General features: G+C 64.7%; 12 protein-coding genes and 1 pseudogene. 10 read left to right on the top strand and 3 right to left on the bottom strand.

The genetic code is table 11. The annotated features are described in order from the left end of the window. Both VFW84_RS10335 and VFW84_RS10330 read right to left on the bottom strand, forming a co-directional pair. The coding region (locus VFW84_RS10335; protein WP_329680376.1) for a Wzz/FepE/Etk N-terminal domain-containing protein at window positions 1-597 on the bottom strand (597 nt) is incomplete at its 3' end. Between the two features lie 9 nt (window positions 598-606). Next, a complete protein-coding gene (locus tag VFW84_RS10330) occupies window positions 607-2,943 on the bottom strand; it encodes an SLBB domain-containing protein (RefSeq protein ID WP_329680375.1) in 2,337 nt (778 codons plus the stop codon). Window positions 2,944-3,163: 220 nt separating this feature from the next. Between VFW84_RS10330 and VFW84_RS10325 the strand changes: the two genes are divergently transcribed. Beyond that, the gene (locus tag VFW84_RS10325) at window positions 3,164-3,328 is read left to right on the top strand and encodes a rubredoxin (RefSeq protein ID WP_329680374.1); all 165 of its coding nucleotides are present in this window, start codon (window positions 3,164-3,166) and stop codon (window positions 3,326-3,328) included. A 12-nt stretch (window positions 3,329-3,340) separates the two neighbouring features. Next, entirely contained in the window at window positions 3,341-4,516 is a 1,176-nt protein-coding gene (locus VFW84_RS10320; RefSeq protein WP_329680373.1) for an NAD(P)/FAD-dependent oxidoreductase, read from the top strand. A gap of 26 nt (window positions 4,517-4,542) precedes the next feature. Here the strand turns inward: VFW84_RS10320 and VFW84_RS10315 are convergent, their stop codons facing one another. Continuing rightward, window positions 4,543-4,845: a DciA family protein gene (locus VFW84_RS10315; RefSeq protein ID WP_329680372.1), complete on the bottom strand. Its 303-nt coding sequence runs from the start codon at window positions 4,843-4,845 to the stop codon at window positions 4,543-4,545. A 54-nt stretch (window positions 4,846-4,899) separates the two neighbouring features. Between VFW84_RS10315 and VFW84_RS10310 the strand changes: the two genes are divergently transcribed. The 8 genes and pseudogenes from VFW84_RS10310 to VFW84_RS10275 all read left to right on the top strand — a co-directional run. Continuing rightward, complete coding sequence (locus VFW84_RS10310) at window positions 4,900-5,883, top strand: M23 family metallopeptidase (protein ID WP_329680371.1); 984 nt, start codon at window positions 4,900-4,902, stop codon at window positions 5,881-5,883. Between the two features lie 31 nt (window positions 5,884-5,914). Further along, complete coding sequence (locus VFW84_RS10305) at window positions 5,915-6,223, top strand: DUF2946 family protein (RefSeq protein WP_329680370.1); 309 nt, start codon at window positions 5,915-5,917, stop codon at window positions 6,221-6,223. Window positions 6,224-6,368: 145 nt separating this feature from the next. Beyond that, a complete protein-coding gene (locus VFW84_RS10300; protein ID WP_329680369.1) occupies window positions 6,369-7,727 on the top strand; it encodes a hypothetical protein in 1,359 nt (452 codons plus the stop codon). A 10-nt stretch (window positions 7,728-7,737) separates the two neighbouring features. After that, the gene (locus VFW84_RS10295) at window positions 7,738-8,661 is read left to right on the top strand and encodes a metal ABC transporter substrate-binding protein (RefSeq protein WP_329680368.1); all 924 of its coding nucleotides are present in this window, start codon (window positions 7,738-7,740) and stop codon (window positions 8,659-8,661) included. Continuing rightward, a complete protein-coding gene (locus VFW84_RS10290) occupies window positions 8,658-9,455 on the top strand; it encodes a metal ABC transporter permease (protein ID WP_329680367.1) in 798 nt (265 codons plus the stop codon). The genes VFW84_RS10295 and VFW84_RS10290 overlap by 4 nt, the downstream gene beginning before the upstream one ends. 123 nt (window positions 9,456-9,578) lie before the next feature. Beyond that, window positions 9,579-12,323, top strand: coding sequence for a preprotein translocase subunit SecA (secA, locus tag VFW84_RS10285; RefSeq protein WP_329680366.1), 2,745 nt, complete (start codon window positions 9,579-9,581; stop codon window positions 12,321-12,323). A gap of 196 nt (window positions 12,324-12,519) precedes the next feature. Then, on the top strand, window positions 12,520-14,700 hold the full coding sequence (locus tag VFW84_RS10280) for a TRAP transporter large permease subunit (protein ID WP_329680365.1): 2,181 nt from the start codon (window positions 12,520-12,522) through the stop codon (window positions 14,698-14,700). A gap of 16 nt (window positions 14,701-14,716) precedes the next feature. Next, window positions 14,717-16,176 (top strand): annotated as a pseudogene (locus VFW84_RS10275) (transporter); the annotation flags it as partial.

The following is a 16,176-nucleotide window of genomic DNA, read 5'->3' as shown; positions in this document are numbered from 1 at the left end:
CAGTTCTTGCTCAAAAAACATACGACGTTGTTGAGCTTCTGTGACTGCAATCTGATCAAGAACCTCAGACAAGGCCACAGCATGAGCATTTGCCAAGTCGGCAGCAAAATTGGCGTCGCGGTCTGATGCTTCTATATATAGGAGTCCAGCCTTTCTGTCAGATGAGATGGATACTCTTTCTGAGAGCTTTGCATAGGTTTCCGTCATGCTTTCCGTGGAATAGCGCGACTGCAAATTGAGCTTCTTAACCAAGGGCGCCTGCAGTCTGCGAGTACGCAAAATAGCCAAGTAAAATTCATCGCCAGTTTTACTACCTCCAAAGCTGGGCATGTTGGCCAGGGCCCCAAGCTGTGCAAGTACCGCAGAAGAGGCCGAGGTATTTTGAGCAGGAGGCATAACAACCACCGAGGCGGTGTAGTAGCGAGGTATTGCCATTGCAATGGCAAGTGATGCGAGAGTTCCTACAGTAAATATCGCTCCCAAAAGCGTCTTTTGACGGCAAATTGCAAGCCATAGGTCTGGAATTGATACCTCTTCACTGCCTGCAGAAGGCATGTTTTCTGAAGTGTGTTCGCTGTTGTGATTTTTGTGTTCCATGGAACCTCTTCAATCGCGCAGGGTCTTGATCGCCGCAGCCCCAAGACTGAACTGGTAAATGATCTGCGTGATGTCCTTGGCATTGCGCGTGAACGCGCTCCACTTGCTTTCGTGGTCGGTCTTCTCTGGCAATACGATCAGGTCACCCGGCTGCACCGTGGCGCCCATCAGACCGCTGCCCCAACTTCCGTCGTCGCTCAGCACGCTCCCGTCCGCACGCATGATGAACATCTCATCCCTGTCCGCGCCGCTGGTCAACCCCGATTGCTCCAGATAGTGCTTCACGGAGCGGCCAGGGCGCCACAGTAGCGATGCCTCGGTGTTGACCGAGCCCAGCACATACACAAAGTCTGGACGCGAGGGGATCACCAGGCGGTCCTGGCTTTCCAGCTTCAAGGCAGGCAATGCATCGGGCTTGGCATCAGGCTGCAGGCTCAGCATGATGCGCCCCGTGGGCTTGAGGTTGCGCAAGCGGTCCAGGGCCTGTTGCTGAGCGCGGGCCTCGGCCTGGATGCGCAGTTGCGCGACCGTGCCGCTGTCCGGGCTGACCGAACTCACGCTGGCTGCAGCAGAACTCAGTTGGGTCTGCATCTGCCCTTCCATGCGTCGCACCAACTGGTCCAGATTGCGCAGTTGCGCCTGGCGCACCTCTTCGCGGTAAAAGCCCGCGCCGAACAGATACGCGTCAGGGGTGAGCCCCCCCGCCTTGTCGATCAGTTGCGGCAGCCCATCGCCGGGGCTCATCTGGTAGATGCCTGGGCGTTTGACTTCACCTTCCACGCGCACGAACACCTGACGTTTGGCCTGCGGCACCCGCACATCGTTCACAGAGAACACGGTCACGATGTCGCCCGGCATCAGCGGCAGGTTCTCGGGGCTGTTGGCGTCGTCCAGGGCGGCGCCCAGATTGAAGGGCAGCAACTGCACGGAGACGTTGTTGCTGTCTACACGCTCCACCACGGCGTATTCCAGATTGATCTCGTCCACCAGCTTGCCAATGCGGCTGGCCAGGCTGTCTTCGGTGTCGTCCGCTTTGTGCAGCACATTGTTCTGCCGTTGCACCGAGGCACGAGACATCAGGAAGGATTTGCTGGGGATCAGGTCCCGCACCTTCATGCCTTGCTTCCAGGGGGTGCGCACAGGCTGGTCGACGTTACCGCGCAATGTGATGGCATTGCCAAACTCGGGGCTGAGCGACATCACGGACAGCAGGTCGCCGCTGCGCAGCTTCTTGCGCAGGCCGTTGGCGTCCAGCGCAAAGCTCTCGACGCTGCGGGCGGGCTTTTGGGTGGGGTCCACGCGCTCCAGGTAGGCGCGCTTGGGGTCGGCCACCACGGGCAGGCCGCCGGCCAGTGCCAGGATGCCGCCGATGGTGTCTTGCTCGCTGGCCAGCTCGTAGACCGCAGGGGTGGCCACGGTGCCCGTCAGGGCCACATAGGCCTTGGCGGACGGGATGACGATGGTGTCGCCGTCTTGCAGGCGCACGTCCGCAGACTTGTCTCCCTTGGCCAGGAAGTCGTAGAGGTCGAGTTCGGTGACGACACGGTCACCGCGCTTGACCTGCACATGCCGCATGCTGCCCAGCTGGTTGGGGCCGCCGCTGGCAAACAGGGCAGACACGAGGGTCGATGCGCCGGACAGGTTGTAAGCGCCTGGTTGGCGCGCCTGACCGACCACATAGATCGTGATGCCTCGCAATTGCCCCTGGGTCACGCTGAGCTGGAAGTCCTTGTAATAGCGGCCCACGGCAGCACGGACGGTGGCCTCGGCCTGCGACGATCGGACGCCCGCCAGGGCGACGCTGCCGACGCGGGGAATGTGGATCAGGCCATTGCGGTCGACTTCGGCGCGCACGTCGATGTCCACCGAGCCCCAGCCTTTGATCTGGACTTCGTCGCCCGGGCCCAAACGGTAATCGGGCGACACCGGCGTGTTGGCTTGGGCCTCAAACCCGCCTTGGGGTTGTGTGAAGAAGTCTGCGCCAAAGAGGGGCAACGCCTGCCCGGTGCTTTCCTTGACGAACTTCTGAAAGTCGTTGAGGGGCAAGGGCTTAGGTGGGGCAGGGGCGTGCGCCTCCTGGTGGGGCTGGCGTTCCTTGTCGCCAAACCGGGCCTTGTCGTCGCTGCGGATGACCGGCGTGGCCAGTGTGGTGTCGAGCCGGCCCAAAGCGCCTGCCGCCCCGGTGGCGCCGTTGAGGGTGCTGGTCAGGCCTGCATCGGCCTTGCCTGAATAGGCGCCAACGTCTCCCAGACCTTGCGCCCCTGCGGGCGCTCCACTGGCCAGAACTGAAACCGACGTGATCGCGGCAACGGTTTGCCGCAAAGCATGAGACCAACGCTGAGTCATGACCCCAATTCTTTCATCTGAAAATCTGCTGGGATTGTAGGGCGGCTGATGCAGCGGATTCGCGCGGCACAATGTGAGCCGTGGTGAATGCGCCGCCGGGTGCAGTCAGACGCCGTCAATCCATTGTTTGACGCCCATAGTTCCTTTCTGACGTGCCTGCACGCCCCGTCCGGGAGCGCTTTGCCTCAGAATGCACCCCGTTTTTGTCAAGAGTTTGCTCATGAAGACCTATCAATGCGTTGTTTGCGGTTTTGTGTATGACGAGGCCCTGGGCCGCCCTGAAGAGGGCATTCCCCCCGGCACCCTGTGGGCCGACGTGCCTGACAGCTGGGTGTGCCCGGATTGCGGCGTCGGCAAGTCCGACTTCGAGCTGATCGAGATCTGATCGGAGCCTGGCATGTCTGATGCGGTTGTGATCGTGGGTTCGGGTCTGGCGGGCTACAACGTGGCGCGTGAGTTGCGCAAGTTGGATGCCGCCGTGCCCATCGTGGTGATCAGCCGCGACCAGGCGGGCTTTTATTCCAAGCCCATGCTCTCCAATGCCTTGGCGGGTAAGAAGACGGCGGCCACGCTGGTGATGAAGCCGGCCGACAAGATGGCGGCCGAGCTCAATGCCCGTGTGGTGTCGAGCACGGCGGTCGACCGGGTCGATGCTGACCGGCGCGAACTGACGCTGGCGGGCGGCGAGGTGATCGCCTGGCGCGATCTGGTGCTGGCGACCGGGGCCGATCCCATCCGCCTGCCCTTGCAGGGCGATGCCGCTGACACGGTGCTGTCCGTCAATGATCTGGACGACTTTGCCCGCTTTGCCGAGGCGCTGGACACGGCGGCTCAGGGCGGTGCGGTGCAGCGTGTGGCCATCCTGGGGGCGGGCTTGATCGGGTGCGAGTTCGCCAACGATCTGCTGGCCCGAGGCATCGAGCCCACGGTGCTGGACCTGGCAGACCGCGCGCTGGCGCGTTTGCTGCCTCCGCAGGCCAGTGCGCGCCTGCAGGACAAGCTACAGGCGGCCGGGGCCCGTTTCCGCTTTGGCGTGGGTGCGCAGTCGCTCCAGCGCGGCCCTGAGGGCCTGGTGTTGACGCTCAGCGATGGCAGCACCCTGCAGACGGATCTGGTGCTGTCGGCCATCGGGCTTCAGCCCCGCACGGCGCTGGCCCAGCAGGCTGGCGCCCAGGTGGCGCGTGGTGTGGTGGTGGACCGTCAACTGGCCACCAGCGTGCCTCATGTCTACGCCCTGGGCGATTGCGCCGAGGTGGAAGGCCTCCTGCTGCCCTATGTGCTGCCCTTGATGGCGCAGGCCCGTGCCTTGGCCGCCACGCTGTCGGGCAAGCCCACGGCGGTGGCCTATCCGGCCATGCCCGTGGTGGTCAAGACCCCGGCCTGGCCGACGGTGGTGTGCCCGCCGCCAGCGGGCGCCGCAGGTCAGTGGTCGGTGTCCGAGACGGAAGAATCTGTCGAGGCGCGTTTCACGGCCATTGATCAGCCTGAGCAGTTGCTGGGTTTTGCCCTGCAGGGCAAGGCCGTGGCGCAGCGCCAGGCCTTGGCGCAACAGGTGCCTGCCTTGTTGGGATGATTGAAATCCTTGCAATCTGAAGGATTTCAGGTCTGAGGCGTTTGAACCCTCAATCTGATTGCGTTAACCTTGCATCCCTTTGCAGCCAGCATCTCCATCAGGCGCGGCTGCAGTTGTCTCAGCTTGGCGGAAATCGCCGCGTTGGCGACCAGCACGGTCCAGCCTTCGTCGTCGATGGGGCCGGCCTTGACATACGGGGCCAATCCGGCGGGCAGCACCGGCTGGATGGCCTCCAGGCATTGCTGAGAGGCCTTCAGGCGGTACAGCAGGCTGACCAGCGGGGTCGTGCGTTCCAGCGCCTTCGTGAGGGGCGGGACGTCGGGCACCATGGGTCGGTAGCTGCTGGGGCGGCTGGGCGGTTTCATTGACAAGGGTTTGAAGGCATGCAGATTCTGATCACCACGAGCACCTCGCGTCCGACGCGGGTGCTGCAGTTCACGCCATGGACCCTGGGGCTGGCCGCTCTGGCCATGCTCCTGCCCATGATGCTGGTGTCGCTGCTGTTGTACCACGCCATCCTGATCAAGGCGGCGCATGAGCAGTGGCCCGTGATCTCGGATCTGGTGCATTTCATCGAGCGCCAGGAAAACTCCCAGCGTGAGCGCTACATGCGCGAGAACCTGGATGCCATGGCCAACAAGGTGGGTGACTTGCAGGCGCGCCTGCTGCGCATGGAAGCCGTCAGCGAGCGTGTGGCCGGCATGGCAGGCATGAAGCCTGAAGACCTCAAGCGCATCGAGTTGGCCCCGGCCGCTTCAGCCCCGGACGCCGGGGGCGGTCGTGGCGGGCCTCTGGCCGCGTTGCGGGATGTGCCTTCGCAGGTCTCGTCCTTCGAGGATCTCAATGGCCTGATGGAGCGCCTGCAGGTTCTGGGCGACCGCAATGCGGACGTGCTCACCCTGATCGAATCCCGACTGTTTGAAAAGCGCCTGGAGGCCCTGATGATCCCCAGCAGCGCGCCGGTGGTGGGTCAGGTGGGTTCGGGCTTCGGGTTCCGTACAGATCCGTTCACGGGGCGTGCGGCCTTGCATACCGGCCTGGATTTTCCGGGGGCCACGGGCACACCCATCGTGGCGGCAGCCGGCGGCGTGGTGCTGTCGGCCGGTTCGCACCCCCAATATGGCCAGTTGGTCGAGCTGGATCATGGCAATGGCCTGGTGACCCGTTATGCGCACACCTCGCGCATGCTGGTCAAGGCAGGCGATCTGATCAAGCGTGGTCAGACCATTGCCGAGATGGGCAACACGGGCCGCTCGACCGGCCCCCATCTGCACTTCGAAGTGCTGGTGGAGGGGGTTCAGCAGGATCCGGCCAAGTTCCTGGCCGGCAAGGGCCAGGCGCCCGCCGTGGCTCAGATGACGCATTGAGCGTGGCTGGCAGATGCGTGGTGTCGGTCTGATGTCATCGCGGCGTTGGTGGGCGCATGCCCTGCTGACGCTGGCCTTGCTGCTGACGCAGCAGGGTGCGTTGCGCCATGCCCTGGCGCATGCGGTGAGTGATGCCGAAGGCGATCACCATGCCGTTCTGCATACCGAGCAATGCAAGCTGTGCCTGGCCTTTGCGGCCGATGGCGCCGCCAGTCCGGCGCCCGAGCTGTGCTGGCTGCCAGAGTCCCCTGCGCACGGTGCGCCCGAAGGGCGTGCCGCCGTTGCGCATGTGGCTGGCGTGGTTCTGGGCTACCGCTCTCGCGCACCGCCCGCCGTGTGATCCCGGGCGCCCTGATGGCGCCTGTCATCGCTTCACCCCTCCTTGATCCCTTGCGTCCGCATTCAGGCCCTGGCTTGCGTGCGCGGCAGTGCATGGGCGCTCGGCGACGGGGTGACCTGATCTGGTTCACACGGAGTTTTTTGAGATGTCTTTCACTGTCACACATGAGTGGCCGCGCGTTCAGCGTGCGGTGTCGCTGGCCTGCGCCTTGACGCTGGCCGGTCTGGCCTGGCCCGCCCACGCGGCCGATGAGGCGCAACTGGCGCAATTGCGTCAGCAGATTCAGGACATGCGCGAGCAGTACGAGGCCCGTCTGCGTGCCCTGGAGGCGCAAGTGCAGCAGGCGCAGGCTCGGCCTGCCGTGTCGGCCGCGACGCCCGTGCAGCGCGACAACCGCTTCAACCCGGCAGTGACGCTGGTGCTGTCGGGCACCTATGCCCACTTGTCGAAAGACCCGGGCAGTTGGCGCATGAGCGGCTTTGCCACCGGGGATGCCGAGATCGGCCCGGGTGACAAAGGTCTGGGTTTGGGGGAGTCGGAGTTGAGCTTCTCGGCCAACATCGATCCCTGGTGGTATGGCGCCTTGACCTTTGCGCTCACGCCCGACAACGAGGCCGAGGTAGAAGAAGCCTATGTGCAATCCACGGCGCTGGCGCCGGGCTTGACCGTCAAGGCGGGGCGTTATCTGGCCGGGGTGGGCTACCTCAACGAGCAGCATGGCCACACCTGGGATTTTGTCGATCTGCCGCTGGCGCATCAGGCCTTCCTGGGTGGCCAGCTCAAGCATGACGGGGTGCAGGCCCGCTGGGTGCTGTCCACCGAGCAGTTCGTCGAGCTGGGGGCCGAGCTGGCGCGGGGCGGCAGCGAGCACAACGGGGCGGGGGCTTCCGCGCTGTTTGCCCATGTGGGCGGCGATGTGGGGGTGAGCCACAGCTGGCGTGCGGGCCTGTCCCACCTGTGGACGCGCCCGGCTGAACGCGTGTGGAGCGATGTCGACCTGCTGGATCAGGACGTCAGCCACGCCTTCAGCGGCCGCAGCCGCACCTGGGTGCTTGATGGCGTGTGGCGCTGGGCCCCACAGGGCAATGCCTCGCAGACCAACTTCAAGCTGCAGGGGGAGTATTTCCGCCGCACAGAGACAGGTGAGGTGGCGTATGACGTGGACGATGTGTCCGGTGCCGGGGTGCCTGTCGATGCCTATCGTTCCGCGCAGTCGGGCTGGTATGTGCAGGGCATCTACCAGTTCGCGCCGGGCTGGCGTCTGGGCTTGCGGCTGGATCAACTGGATCCGGGCACGGTGGACTATGGCAGCAACAATGCCTTCATCGCGCGCCCTGACCATCGGCCACGTCGCACCAGTGCCATGCTGGACTGGTCACTCAGCGAGTTCAGCCGCTGGCGTGTGCAGATCAATGATGACCGGGCCCGCCCCGGGGTGAGCGACACGCAGGTCTACCTGCAGTATCAGATGAGCCTGGGTGCCCACGGCGCCCATGGCTTCTGAGGAGGTGACCATGACCACACATCGATCATCTCGATCCAGGTGGCTGGCCCTGTGGGCCGCGCTGTGCCTGGCGGTGACCGCGCCCGCGCAGGCCGCCTTGCGGGTCTTTGCCTGTGAGCCCGAATGGGCCGCACTGACGCGGGAGCTGGCAGGCCCGCAGGCCGAGGTCTATACCGCCACGCAGGCCTTGCAGGACCCTCATCGGGTGCAGGCTCGCCCCAGCCTGATCGCGGCCGTGCGCCGTGCGGATCTGGTGGTCTGCACGGGGGCCGAACTGGAGGCGGGCTGGCTGCCCCTGCTGTTGCGCCAGTCGGGCAATGCCCGGGTGCAGGTGGGAGCGCCCGGCTATCTGGAGGCGGCCTCGGCGGTGACGATGCTGGATGTGCCCACGCATCTGGACCGCGCCCAGGGCGATGTCCATGCGGCAGGCAACCCCCACATCCAGACGGCCCCCTCGACCTTTGCTGCGGTCGCACCGGTGCTGACCCGCCGCCTGGTGGCGCTGGATGCGGCCAATGCGCCCTTGTATCAACAGCGCCTGGCGGACTTCCAGCAGCGATGGGCTCAGGCCAGTGCCCGCTGGGCCCGGCAGGCGGCGCCCCTCAAGGGCGTGCGCATCGCGGTGCAGCACCAGGGCTTTGTCTATCTGGAGCGCTGGCTGGGGCTGGAGCAGGTGGTGGCCCTGGAGCCCAAGCCCGGCGTGGAGCCCAGCAGTGCCCATCTGGCGCAGGTGCTGAGGGTCGTGCAGGAGCGCCCGGTGCGCATGGTGCTGCGCGCGGCCTACAGCGACGGGCGAGGCTCGCAATGGCTGGCCGAGCGTGCCCGCCTGCCGGTGGTGGTGCTGCCCTTCACCGTGGGGGGCAGCGAGCAGGCTGGGGATCTCTTTGGCCTGTTCGATGACACCCTGGCGCAACTGCTGAAGGTGTTGCCGTGAGCTGGAGCTGGCATCCGCACGCCCTGGACTGGGGCATCGTGGGGCCGGCTCTGGTGGCCGGTCTGCTGGTGTTGGCCACCCATGTGCCCCTGGGGCTGAGGGTGCTGAGCAAGGGCATTGTCTTCATCGACCTGGCGATCGCGCAGATCGCCGGGCTGGGGGTGATCGCGGCCAATGCCCTGGGGTGGGAGCCTCAGGGCTGGGGCGTGCAGGGGGCCGCGCTGGTGGCCGCCGGGGCGGGCGCCGTGCTGCTGACCTGGACCGAGCGGCGCTGGCCTGACATTCAGGAGGCCCTGATCGGCACGCTTTTTGTGGTGGCGTCCTGCCTGGGCATTGTCCTGCTGGCCGACAACCCGCATGGCGGCGAGCACCTCAAGGACCTGCTGGTGGGGCAGATCCTGTGGGTGAGCACGGCCCAGTTGCAGGGCATGGCCGGGTTGTCGCTGCTGGTGCTGGCCCTCTGGTTCGGCCTGGGCGAGCGGCTGGGGCGGGCGGGGTTCTACCTGCTGTTCGCCCTGGCCGTGACCGCGTCGGTGCAGTTGGTGGGGGTGTATCTGGTCTTTGCCAGCCTGATCATGCCGGCACTGGCGGTGCGCCGTCTGGGCGCGCGCGGGCAACTGGCCGCAGCGTACGGCCTGGGTGCCACGGCCTATGGCCTGGGGCTGGCGGCGTCGGCCTGGCTGGACTGGCCCTCCGGGGCGGTGGTGGTGCTGAGCATGGCGGCACTGGGCCTGGTGTTTTGTGCGCTGTGGCCCGGGCAGACCACTCAAACGGGGGCTGGGAAAGCACCGTGAGTCAGCGAACCTGGGGGCCCTCGCGTTGTCAGACGCGGGTGCTACACTTTTCAGCTTTGGTTTACTGGGGTAAATGCCCCCAGCGCGCCGGTCGCGCCTTTGACCGTTTGGATTAATCGCTTCATGTTGCCCAAGATTCTGACTTCGATTTTTGGTAGCCGTAACGAACGCCTGCTCAAGGAATACCGTCGTACGGTGGCCAAGATCAACGCGCTTGAGTCCACCTTCGAGCCCTTGAGCGACGAGCAGCTGCGCGCCAAGACCGAAGAGTTCAAGCAACGCGTGGCCAAGGGCGAATCGCTCGACGATCTGCTGCCCGAGGCCTTCGCGGTGGTGCGCGAGGGCTCCAAGCGTGTCTTCAAGATGCGCCACTTCGATGTGCAGTTGCTGGGCGGCATGGCCCTGCACAACGGCAAGATCGCCGAAATGCGCACCGGTGAAGGCAAGACGCTGACCGCCACGCTGCCCGTCTACCTCAATGCACTGACGGGCAAGGGCGTGCACCTGGTCACCGTCAACGACTACCTGGCACGCCGCGATGCCGAGTGGATGGGCAAGCTCTACCAGTTCCTGGGTCTGAGTGTGGGCATCAACCTGCCCCAGATGCCCCGTGAGCTCAAGCAGAAGGCCTATGCCGCGGACATCACCTACGGCACCAACAACGAATACGGCTTCGACTACCTGCGCGACAACATGGTCTACGAGGTCGAAGACCGCGTGCAGCGAGGCCTGAACTACGCCATCGTCGACGAGGTGGACTCCATCCTGATCGACGAGGCCCGCACCCCGCTGATCATCTCCGGCCAGGCCGAGGATCACACCGATCTGTACCTGCGCATCAACGCCATTGCGCCGCGCCTCAAGAAGCAGATCGGTGAGGCCGATCCCCGCACGGGCGAGGGCGTGATCGAGCCCGGTGACTTCACCGCCGATGAAAAGTCCCGTCAGATCACCCTGACCGACGACGGCCACGAGCACGCCGAGCGCCTGATGACCGAGGCCGGTCTGCTGGCCGAGGGCGCCAGCCTGTATGACGCCGCCAACATCACGCTGATCCACCACCTGTATGCCGCCTTGCGCGCGCACCACATGTTCCACAAGGATCAGCATTACGTGGTGCAGCAGGGCGAGGTCGTCATCGTCGACGAATTCACTGGCCGCCTGATGACGGGTCGCCGCTGGTCCGATGGCCTGCACCAGGCCGTGGAGGCCAAGGAAGGCGTGCACATCCAGGCCGAGAACCAGACCCTGGCTTCGATCACCTTCCAGAACTACTTCCGCATGTACGGCAAGCTGTCGGGCATGACCGGCACGGCCGACACCGAGGCCTACGAGTTCCAGGAGATCTACGGCCTGGAGACGGTGGTGATCCCGCCCAACCGGATCATGCTGCGCAAGGACGAGCTGGACCTGGTCTACAAGACCAACCAGGAAAAGTACAACGCCATCGTGCAGGACATCAAGTCCTGCTACGAGCGTGGCCAGCCGGTGCTGGTGGGCACGACCAGCATCGAGAACTCCGAGCTGGTGGCCGAGATGCTGACCAAGGCCAAGTTGCCCCACCAGGTGCTCAACGCCAAGCAGCACGCCCGTGAGGCCGACATCGTGGCCCAGGCCGGCCGTCCCGGCATGATCACCATCGCCACCAACATGGCCGGTCGCGGGACCGACATCGTGCTGGGCGGCAACATCGAGAAGGACATCCAGGCGGTCGAGGCCGATGAGTCCCTGGACCACGCCGCCAAGGAAGCCAAGATTGCGGGCATGAAGGCCGAGCAGCAGGCCCTGAACGCCAAGGTCAAGGAACTGGGTGGCTTGCGCATCATCGCCACCGAGCGCCACGAGTCCCGCCGCATCGACAACCAGTTGCGCGGCCGTGCCGGTCGCCAGGGCGATCCGGGCTCCTCGCGCTTTTACCTGTCGCTGGACGATCCGCTCATGCGCATCTTCGCGGGTGACCGCGTGCGCGCCATCATGGACCGCCTCAAGATGCCCGAGGGCGAAGCCATCGAAGCCGGCATTGTCACGCGCAGCATCGAGAGCGCGCAGCGCAAGGTCGAAGGTCACAACTTCGACATGCGCAAGCAACTACTGGAGTACGACGATGTCTCCAACGACCAGCGCAAGGTGATCTACCAGCAGCGCAACGAGATCCTGGAAGCCAAGGACGTTGGCGAGTCCATCAACAGCCTGCGGGCTGGCGCCATGGAAGACGTGGTGCGCACCTATGTGCCTGTGCAGAGCGTGGAAGAGCAATGGGACCTGCCGGGCCTGGAAAAGGTGCTCAAGGACGAGTGGCAGGTCGAGGTCGATCTGGTGCAGTGGGTGGCCTCCAGCAGCGCGGTCGACGACGAGGGTGTGCTGGAGCGCGTGCAGCAGGCCGCCGAGGCCATGTACCAGGCCAAGATCGAACCGGTGGGCCGCGAGCAGTTCGCGTCGTTCGAACGCATGGCGCTGCTGCAGTCCATCGACAGCCACTGGCGTGAGCACCTGGCGGCGCTGGACTATCTGCGTCAGGGCATCCACCTGCGTGGCTATGCCCAGAAAAACCCCAAGCAGGAATACAAGCGCGAGGCCTTCGAGCTCTTCGGTCAGTTGCTGACGGTCGTGAAGATGGATGTGACCCGACTGCTGATGACGGTGCGCATCCAGACCCAGGAAGAAGCCGCGCAGGCCGCGCAAGCGCTGGAGCATCAGGGCGAGGCGTTCTCCAACGTGACCTACACCCACCCCGACGAAGAGGGCCGCGCAGTCAGCGAGACCGATCCGGCCACCTTGGCCAAAGAGGTGCCGCGCGTGGGCCGCAACGACCCCTGCCCCTGCGGCAGTGGTCTGAAGTACAAGGCCTGCCACGGCAAGCTGGCGTGATTTGCCCCATCGGATGTGGGTTTGCCTTGATGCAACGCAACATCCTTTGGCGCCGATTTCCTGTTGTTTGGCGACACTGACCGGTTGTCCGTCGCACGACGCTGGCGGGCAGGGGGGGGGCTCTGTAGAGTGGGCGTGTTGATCAATCTGCCCACCATCCGACAGCACCTGAGTGCTGCGTATCGAGGAGAACCGCATGAGCCACGCCAAGGCCGATGACACCGGCTGGAAATTCCTGGGGCGCACGACCACCGAGTGGTTCGTGAGCTTGCCCACCATTGCCATGCTGCTGCTGGTGCTGGTCATCAGTACCGGTGAGCTGGTGCATGGACGCCTGCTGGCGGCGGGTGAGGCCATGTTTGGTGATCCGGCCAAGCAGGTCCAGTACTACTCCCTGCGCGCTGATCCGACGACGCCCACTTGCAATGCCAACGCCGACATCGAGACCGAGCTGGCTCGCCTGAAGAAGGAAAGCGAGACCAAGGGCGCTGATCTGGTCGACAACCTCTTCGAGGAAGAGGCGTTTGACCCCGTCAAGGCCCGCGCCTCTCTGCGCGACAGCCTGGCCGAGTGCCAGTTCAAGCACGACTGGGTCAAGCGCATCCAGGAGCACATCACCCCGGGGGTGAAGGCTTACCGCACGGTGGAGACGGCCTTCTTCGGCCTGTTCCGCTTTGGCGCTGAAAACCGCTCCATGATCCTGCTGATCCTGATGGGTGTGGTCATCCTGGCCACCACCATCGAGTACGAGCACATCGGTCTGGTGCCCATTCGCAGCAGGCGCGACTACCTGTTGCAGTCCCTGACCACCCTGGGTTCGGGCGGCTTCATGCTGTGGTCGGCCATCAGCTACTACAACATCTCCAAGCAGGCCGGTGTCGAGATGGAGCGCCCTGAGCACCAGATCGCCTGGATGGTGATGTTCGCCGCCATGGTGCTGGTCAGCCTGTGGCAGTTGGTCAAGCCGCCCAAGCTGGATGACGATGTCGAGCAAGGCACCTGGTCGCATGCGCTGCAATCGGCACCGCTGGCCGGCACGATGGCCATCTTTGCCGGTGTGTACTTTGCGCTCAAGGGGCACCCATCTGGCCTGGCGATCTACATCAACACCCTGATGGAAGTGCCTGGCCTGCCGCTGCAGTTGGCGCTGTTCATCTGGGGCGGCATGCTGTTCAAGCAAAGCCGCATGGTCGACCTGTTCATGAACCTGCTGCGCCCCTGGAAGCTCTCGCCTGAGGCGCTGACTTACCTGATCTTGCTGGGCGCAGCCATCCCCACGGCCTACACCGGCGGTTCGGGCGCCTTCGTGATGGCGGCCGGTGCCATCATCTACCACGAGATACGGGCGGTGGGCGGCAGCAGCCAGTTTGCCCTGGGTGCCACGGCCATGTCGGGCTCGCTGGGGGTGGTCTTGCGCCCCAGCCTGCTGGTGGTGGCCATCGTGGCGGTCAACAAGGAAGTGACCAGCTCCGAGCTCTTCCACTACGGCCTGTACGTGTTCTTCCTGACCTCGACGCTGTTCTTCATCGCATCGCAGATGCGCCGTGAGAAGCACACCATCAATGTGGCGAGCCCGTCCGAGGCCATCCCGATGATGCTGCGTCAGATTCCGCCCCTGCTGCCCCACATTGCCGTGGTGGCTGCGGTTGTGCTGTTCTACACCATGGGTCTGAAGACCGGCCTGAACGAGAACACGGCGCCGACCATCATGCCGGTGATCATGTTGCTGATCGTGGCCGCCGACAAGTTCATGCAGGCACGTGGCATTGGTCAGCCCAATATGCTCACGCCCTTCGTGATGCCGCGTGAGGCCAAGGCCGAAGCCGCCATCCGCGTGGCCACCAACGAGACCGTGGGTCACCTGGGCAGCTACATGTTCCTGATCCTGCTGTCGCAGGCGATGGGCGGTGTGATCGAGCGCTCCGAGATCGTGACGCTGGCACCCTCCGAGTTTGGCAGTGTCTTTGCGGCCATGGCCTTCCTGGCCACCGTGCTGGTGGTGCTGGGCATGTTCATGGAACCCCTGGGTGCCATCTTCCTGATCTCCGGCACCTTGGCCCCCATGGCCTATCACAACGGCATCGATCCTGTGCATTTCTGGGTGATGGTGCTGGTGTCCTTCGAGGTGGGCTATCTGATGCCGCCCGTGGCGCTCAATCAGTTGCTGGCGCGATCGGTGGTGGGAGACGACATCATCCGCAAGGCGGATGCCGAAGTGGCTCACCAGTCCTTCTATCGCCGCTACGAGCGCTGGATCCTGCCCAATGCGGTCATGACCGTGGGCTTGATCATCACGGCCTTCGGCCCGCTGATCACGCGCTCCTTCCCGCAGGTGCATCAATGGTTGCACGGCCTGATCGGCTTCGTGCCTCAGTAACTCGGGGATGTGCCCCATGAGCGCGGCGGACACGTCGTCTCGGGGGCGCAATGCCGCGGGGTGGCTGGGTGGCCTGCCCACCTTGCTGCTGCTCTTGTTGGTCTTGCTCATCGGCTCGGGAGAGCTGGTGCACAGCCGATTGCTGCAGATCGGCCAAGTCCTCTTCGGGGACCGCGCTCAGCAGGTGCAGTACTACGCCCTGCGGGCCGATCCCAAGCCTCCCAACTGCGATCCACAACTGGATGTGGAGGCGGAGGTGGCCCGTCTGGTGGCCGAGCAGCGGCTGCGCGCGCAGACCGATCCGCTGGAGCAGCTCATCAATGGCCCGGAGCCGGACGCACAGGCCTTGCGCAAATCCTTGCAGGCCTCGCTCAAGCTGTGTCTGCATGATTACGCGCTGCACGAGCAGATCAAGACACACATCACCCCCGAGGTGAAGCTGTTCCGGGCGGTCGAGCAATCGCTGTTCGAGCTGTTCCACTTCGGTGCCGAGCACCGGACCATGATCGCCTTGCTGCTGATGGGGGTGACCATGTTGTCGGCCACGGTCAGCCACGGCCATCTCAGCCTGGTGGCGCCTCGCACCACGCGGGATTTCCTGATGCAGTCGGCCAGTACGGCGCTGGCATCGGGGCTCTTGCTGTGGTCGTGCGTGCGCTACTTCCAGATTTCCAGCGAGGCGGGGGTGCCGATCGAGCGACCGGACCACCACATGGCCTGGATCGCCCTGTTCACCGCCATGCTGGTGGTGAGCGTGGCGCAGTGCCGCAAGCCCCGTCAGGGGGATCCGGCGGTGGGCGAGGGCAGTTGGGGGCAGGCACTCAAGACCTTGCCGGTGGGTTCGGTCATGACCCTGCTGGCGGGCGCCTACTATGCGCTCAACGGTCACCCTTCGGGTCTGGCCATCTATGTGTACTCGCTGGCGAGTGTGCCCTTCCTGCCTTTGCATCTGGCCTTGTTGATCTGGTGCGGCATGCTGTTCAAGCAGAGCCGCATGATCGATCTGTTTGCCAGTTTGCTGCGTCCCTGGCGGCTGTCGCCCGAGATGCTGGCCTATCTGGTCTTGCTGGCGGCGGCTCTGCCCACAGCGTACACCGGGGGCTCGGGCGCTTTTCTGCTGGCGGCGGGCGCCGTGATCTATCACGAGGTCCGCGCCGTGGGGGGCAGCGGGCAGTACGCACTGGCGGCGACGGCCATGTCGGGATCGCTCGGTGGGGTGCTGCGTCCCAGCCTGCTGGTGGTGGCCATCGGAGCGGTCAACAACGAGATCACCAGCGATGAATTGTTCCGCTGGGGCAACTGGGTTTTCCTTCTGACCTCGACCCTGTTCTTCCTGGCCTCGAGATGGCGTGCCGAACCACGCACCATTGCGCGCCCGCCGCTGTCCCAGGCCTGGGCCGAGATGTGGCCCCATGTGTCTCCCATGGTGTCGCATGTGGCCCTGGTGATGGCAGTGCTGGGCATGTATGACCTGGT

The organism is Aquabacterium sp., from assembly GCF_036279655.1.
Lineage (GTDB): Bacteria > Pseudomonadota > Gammaproteobacteria > Burkholderiales > Burkholderiaceae_C > Aquabacterium.
Note: the sequence above shows the minus strand (reverse complement) of the source record. Positions and strands in the feature narration are given on the sequence as shown.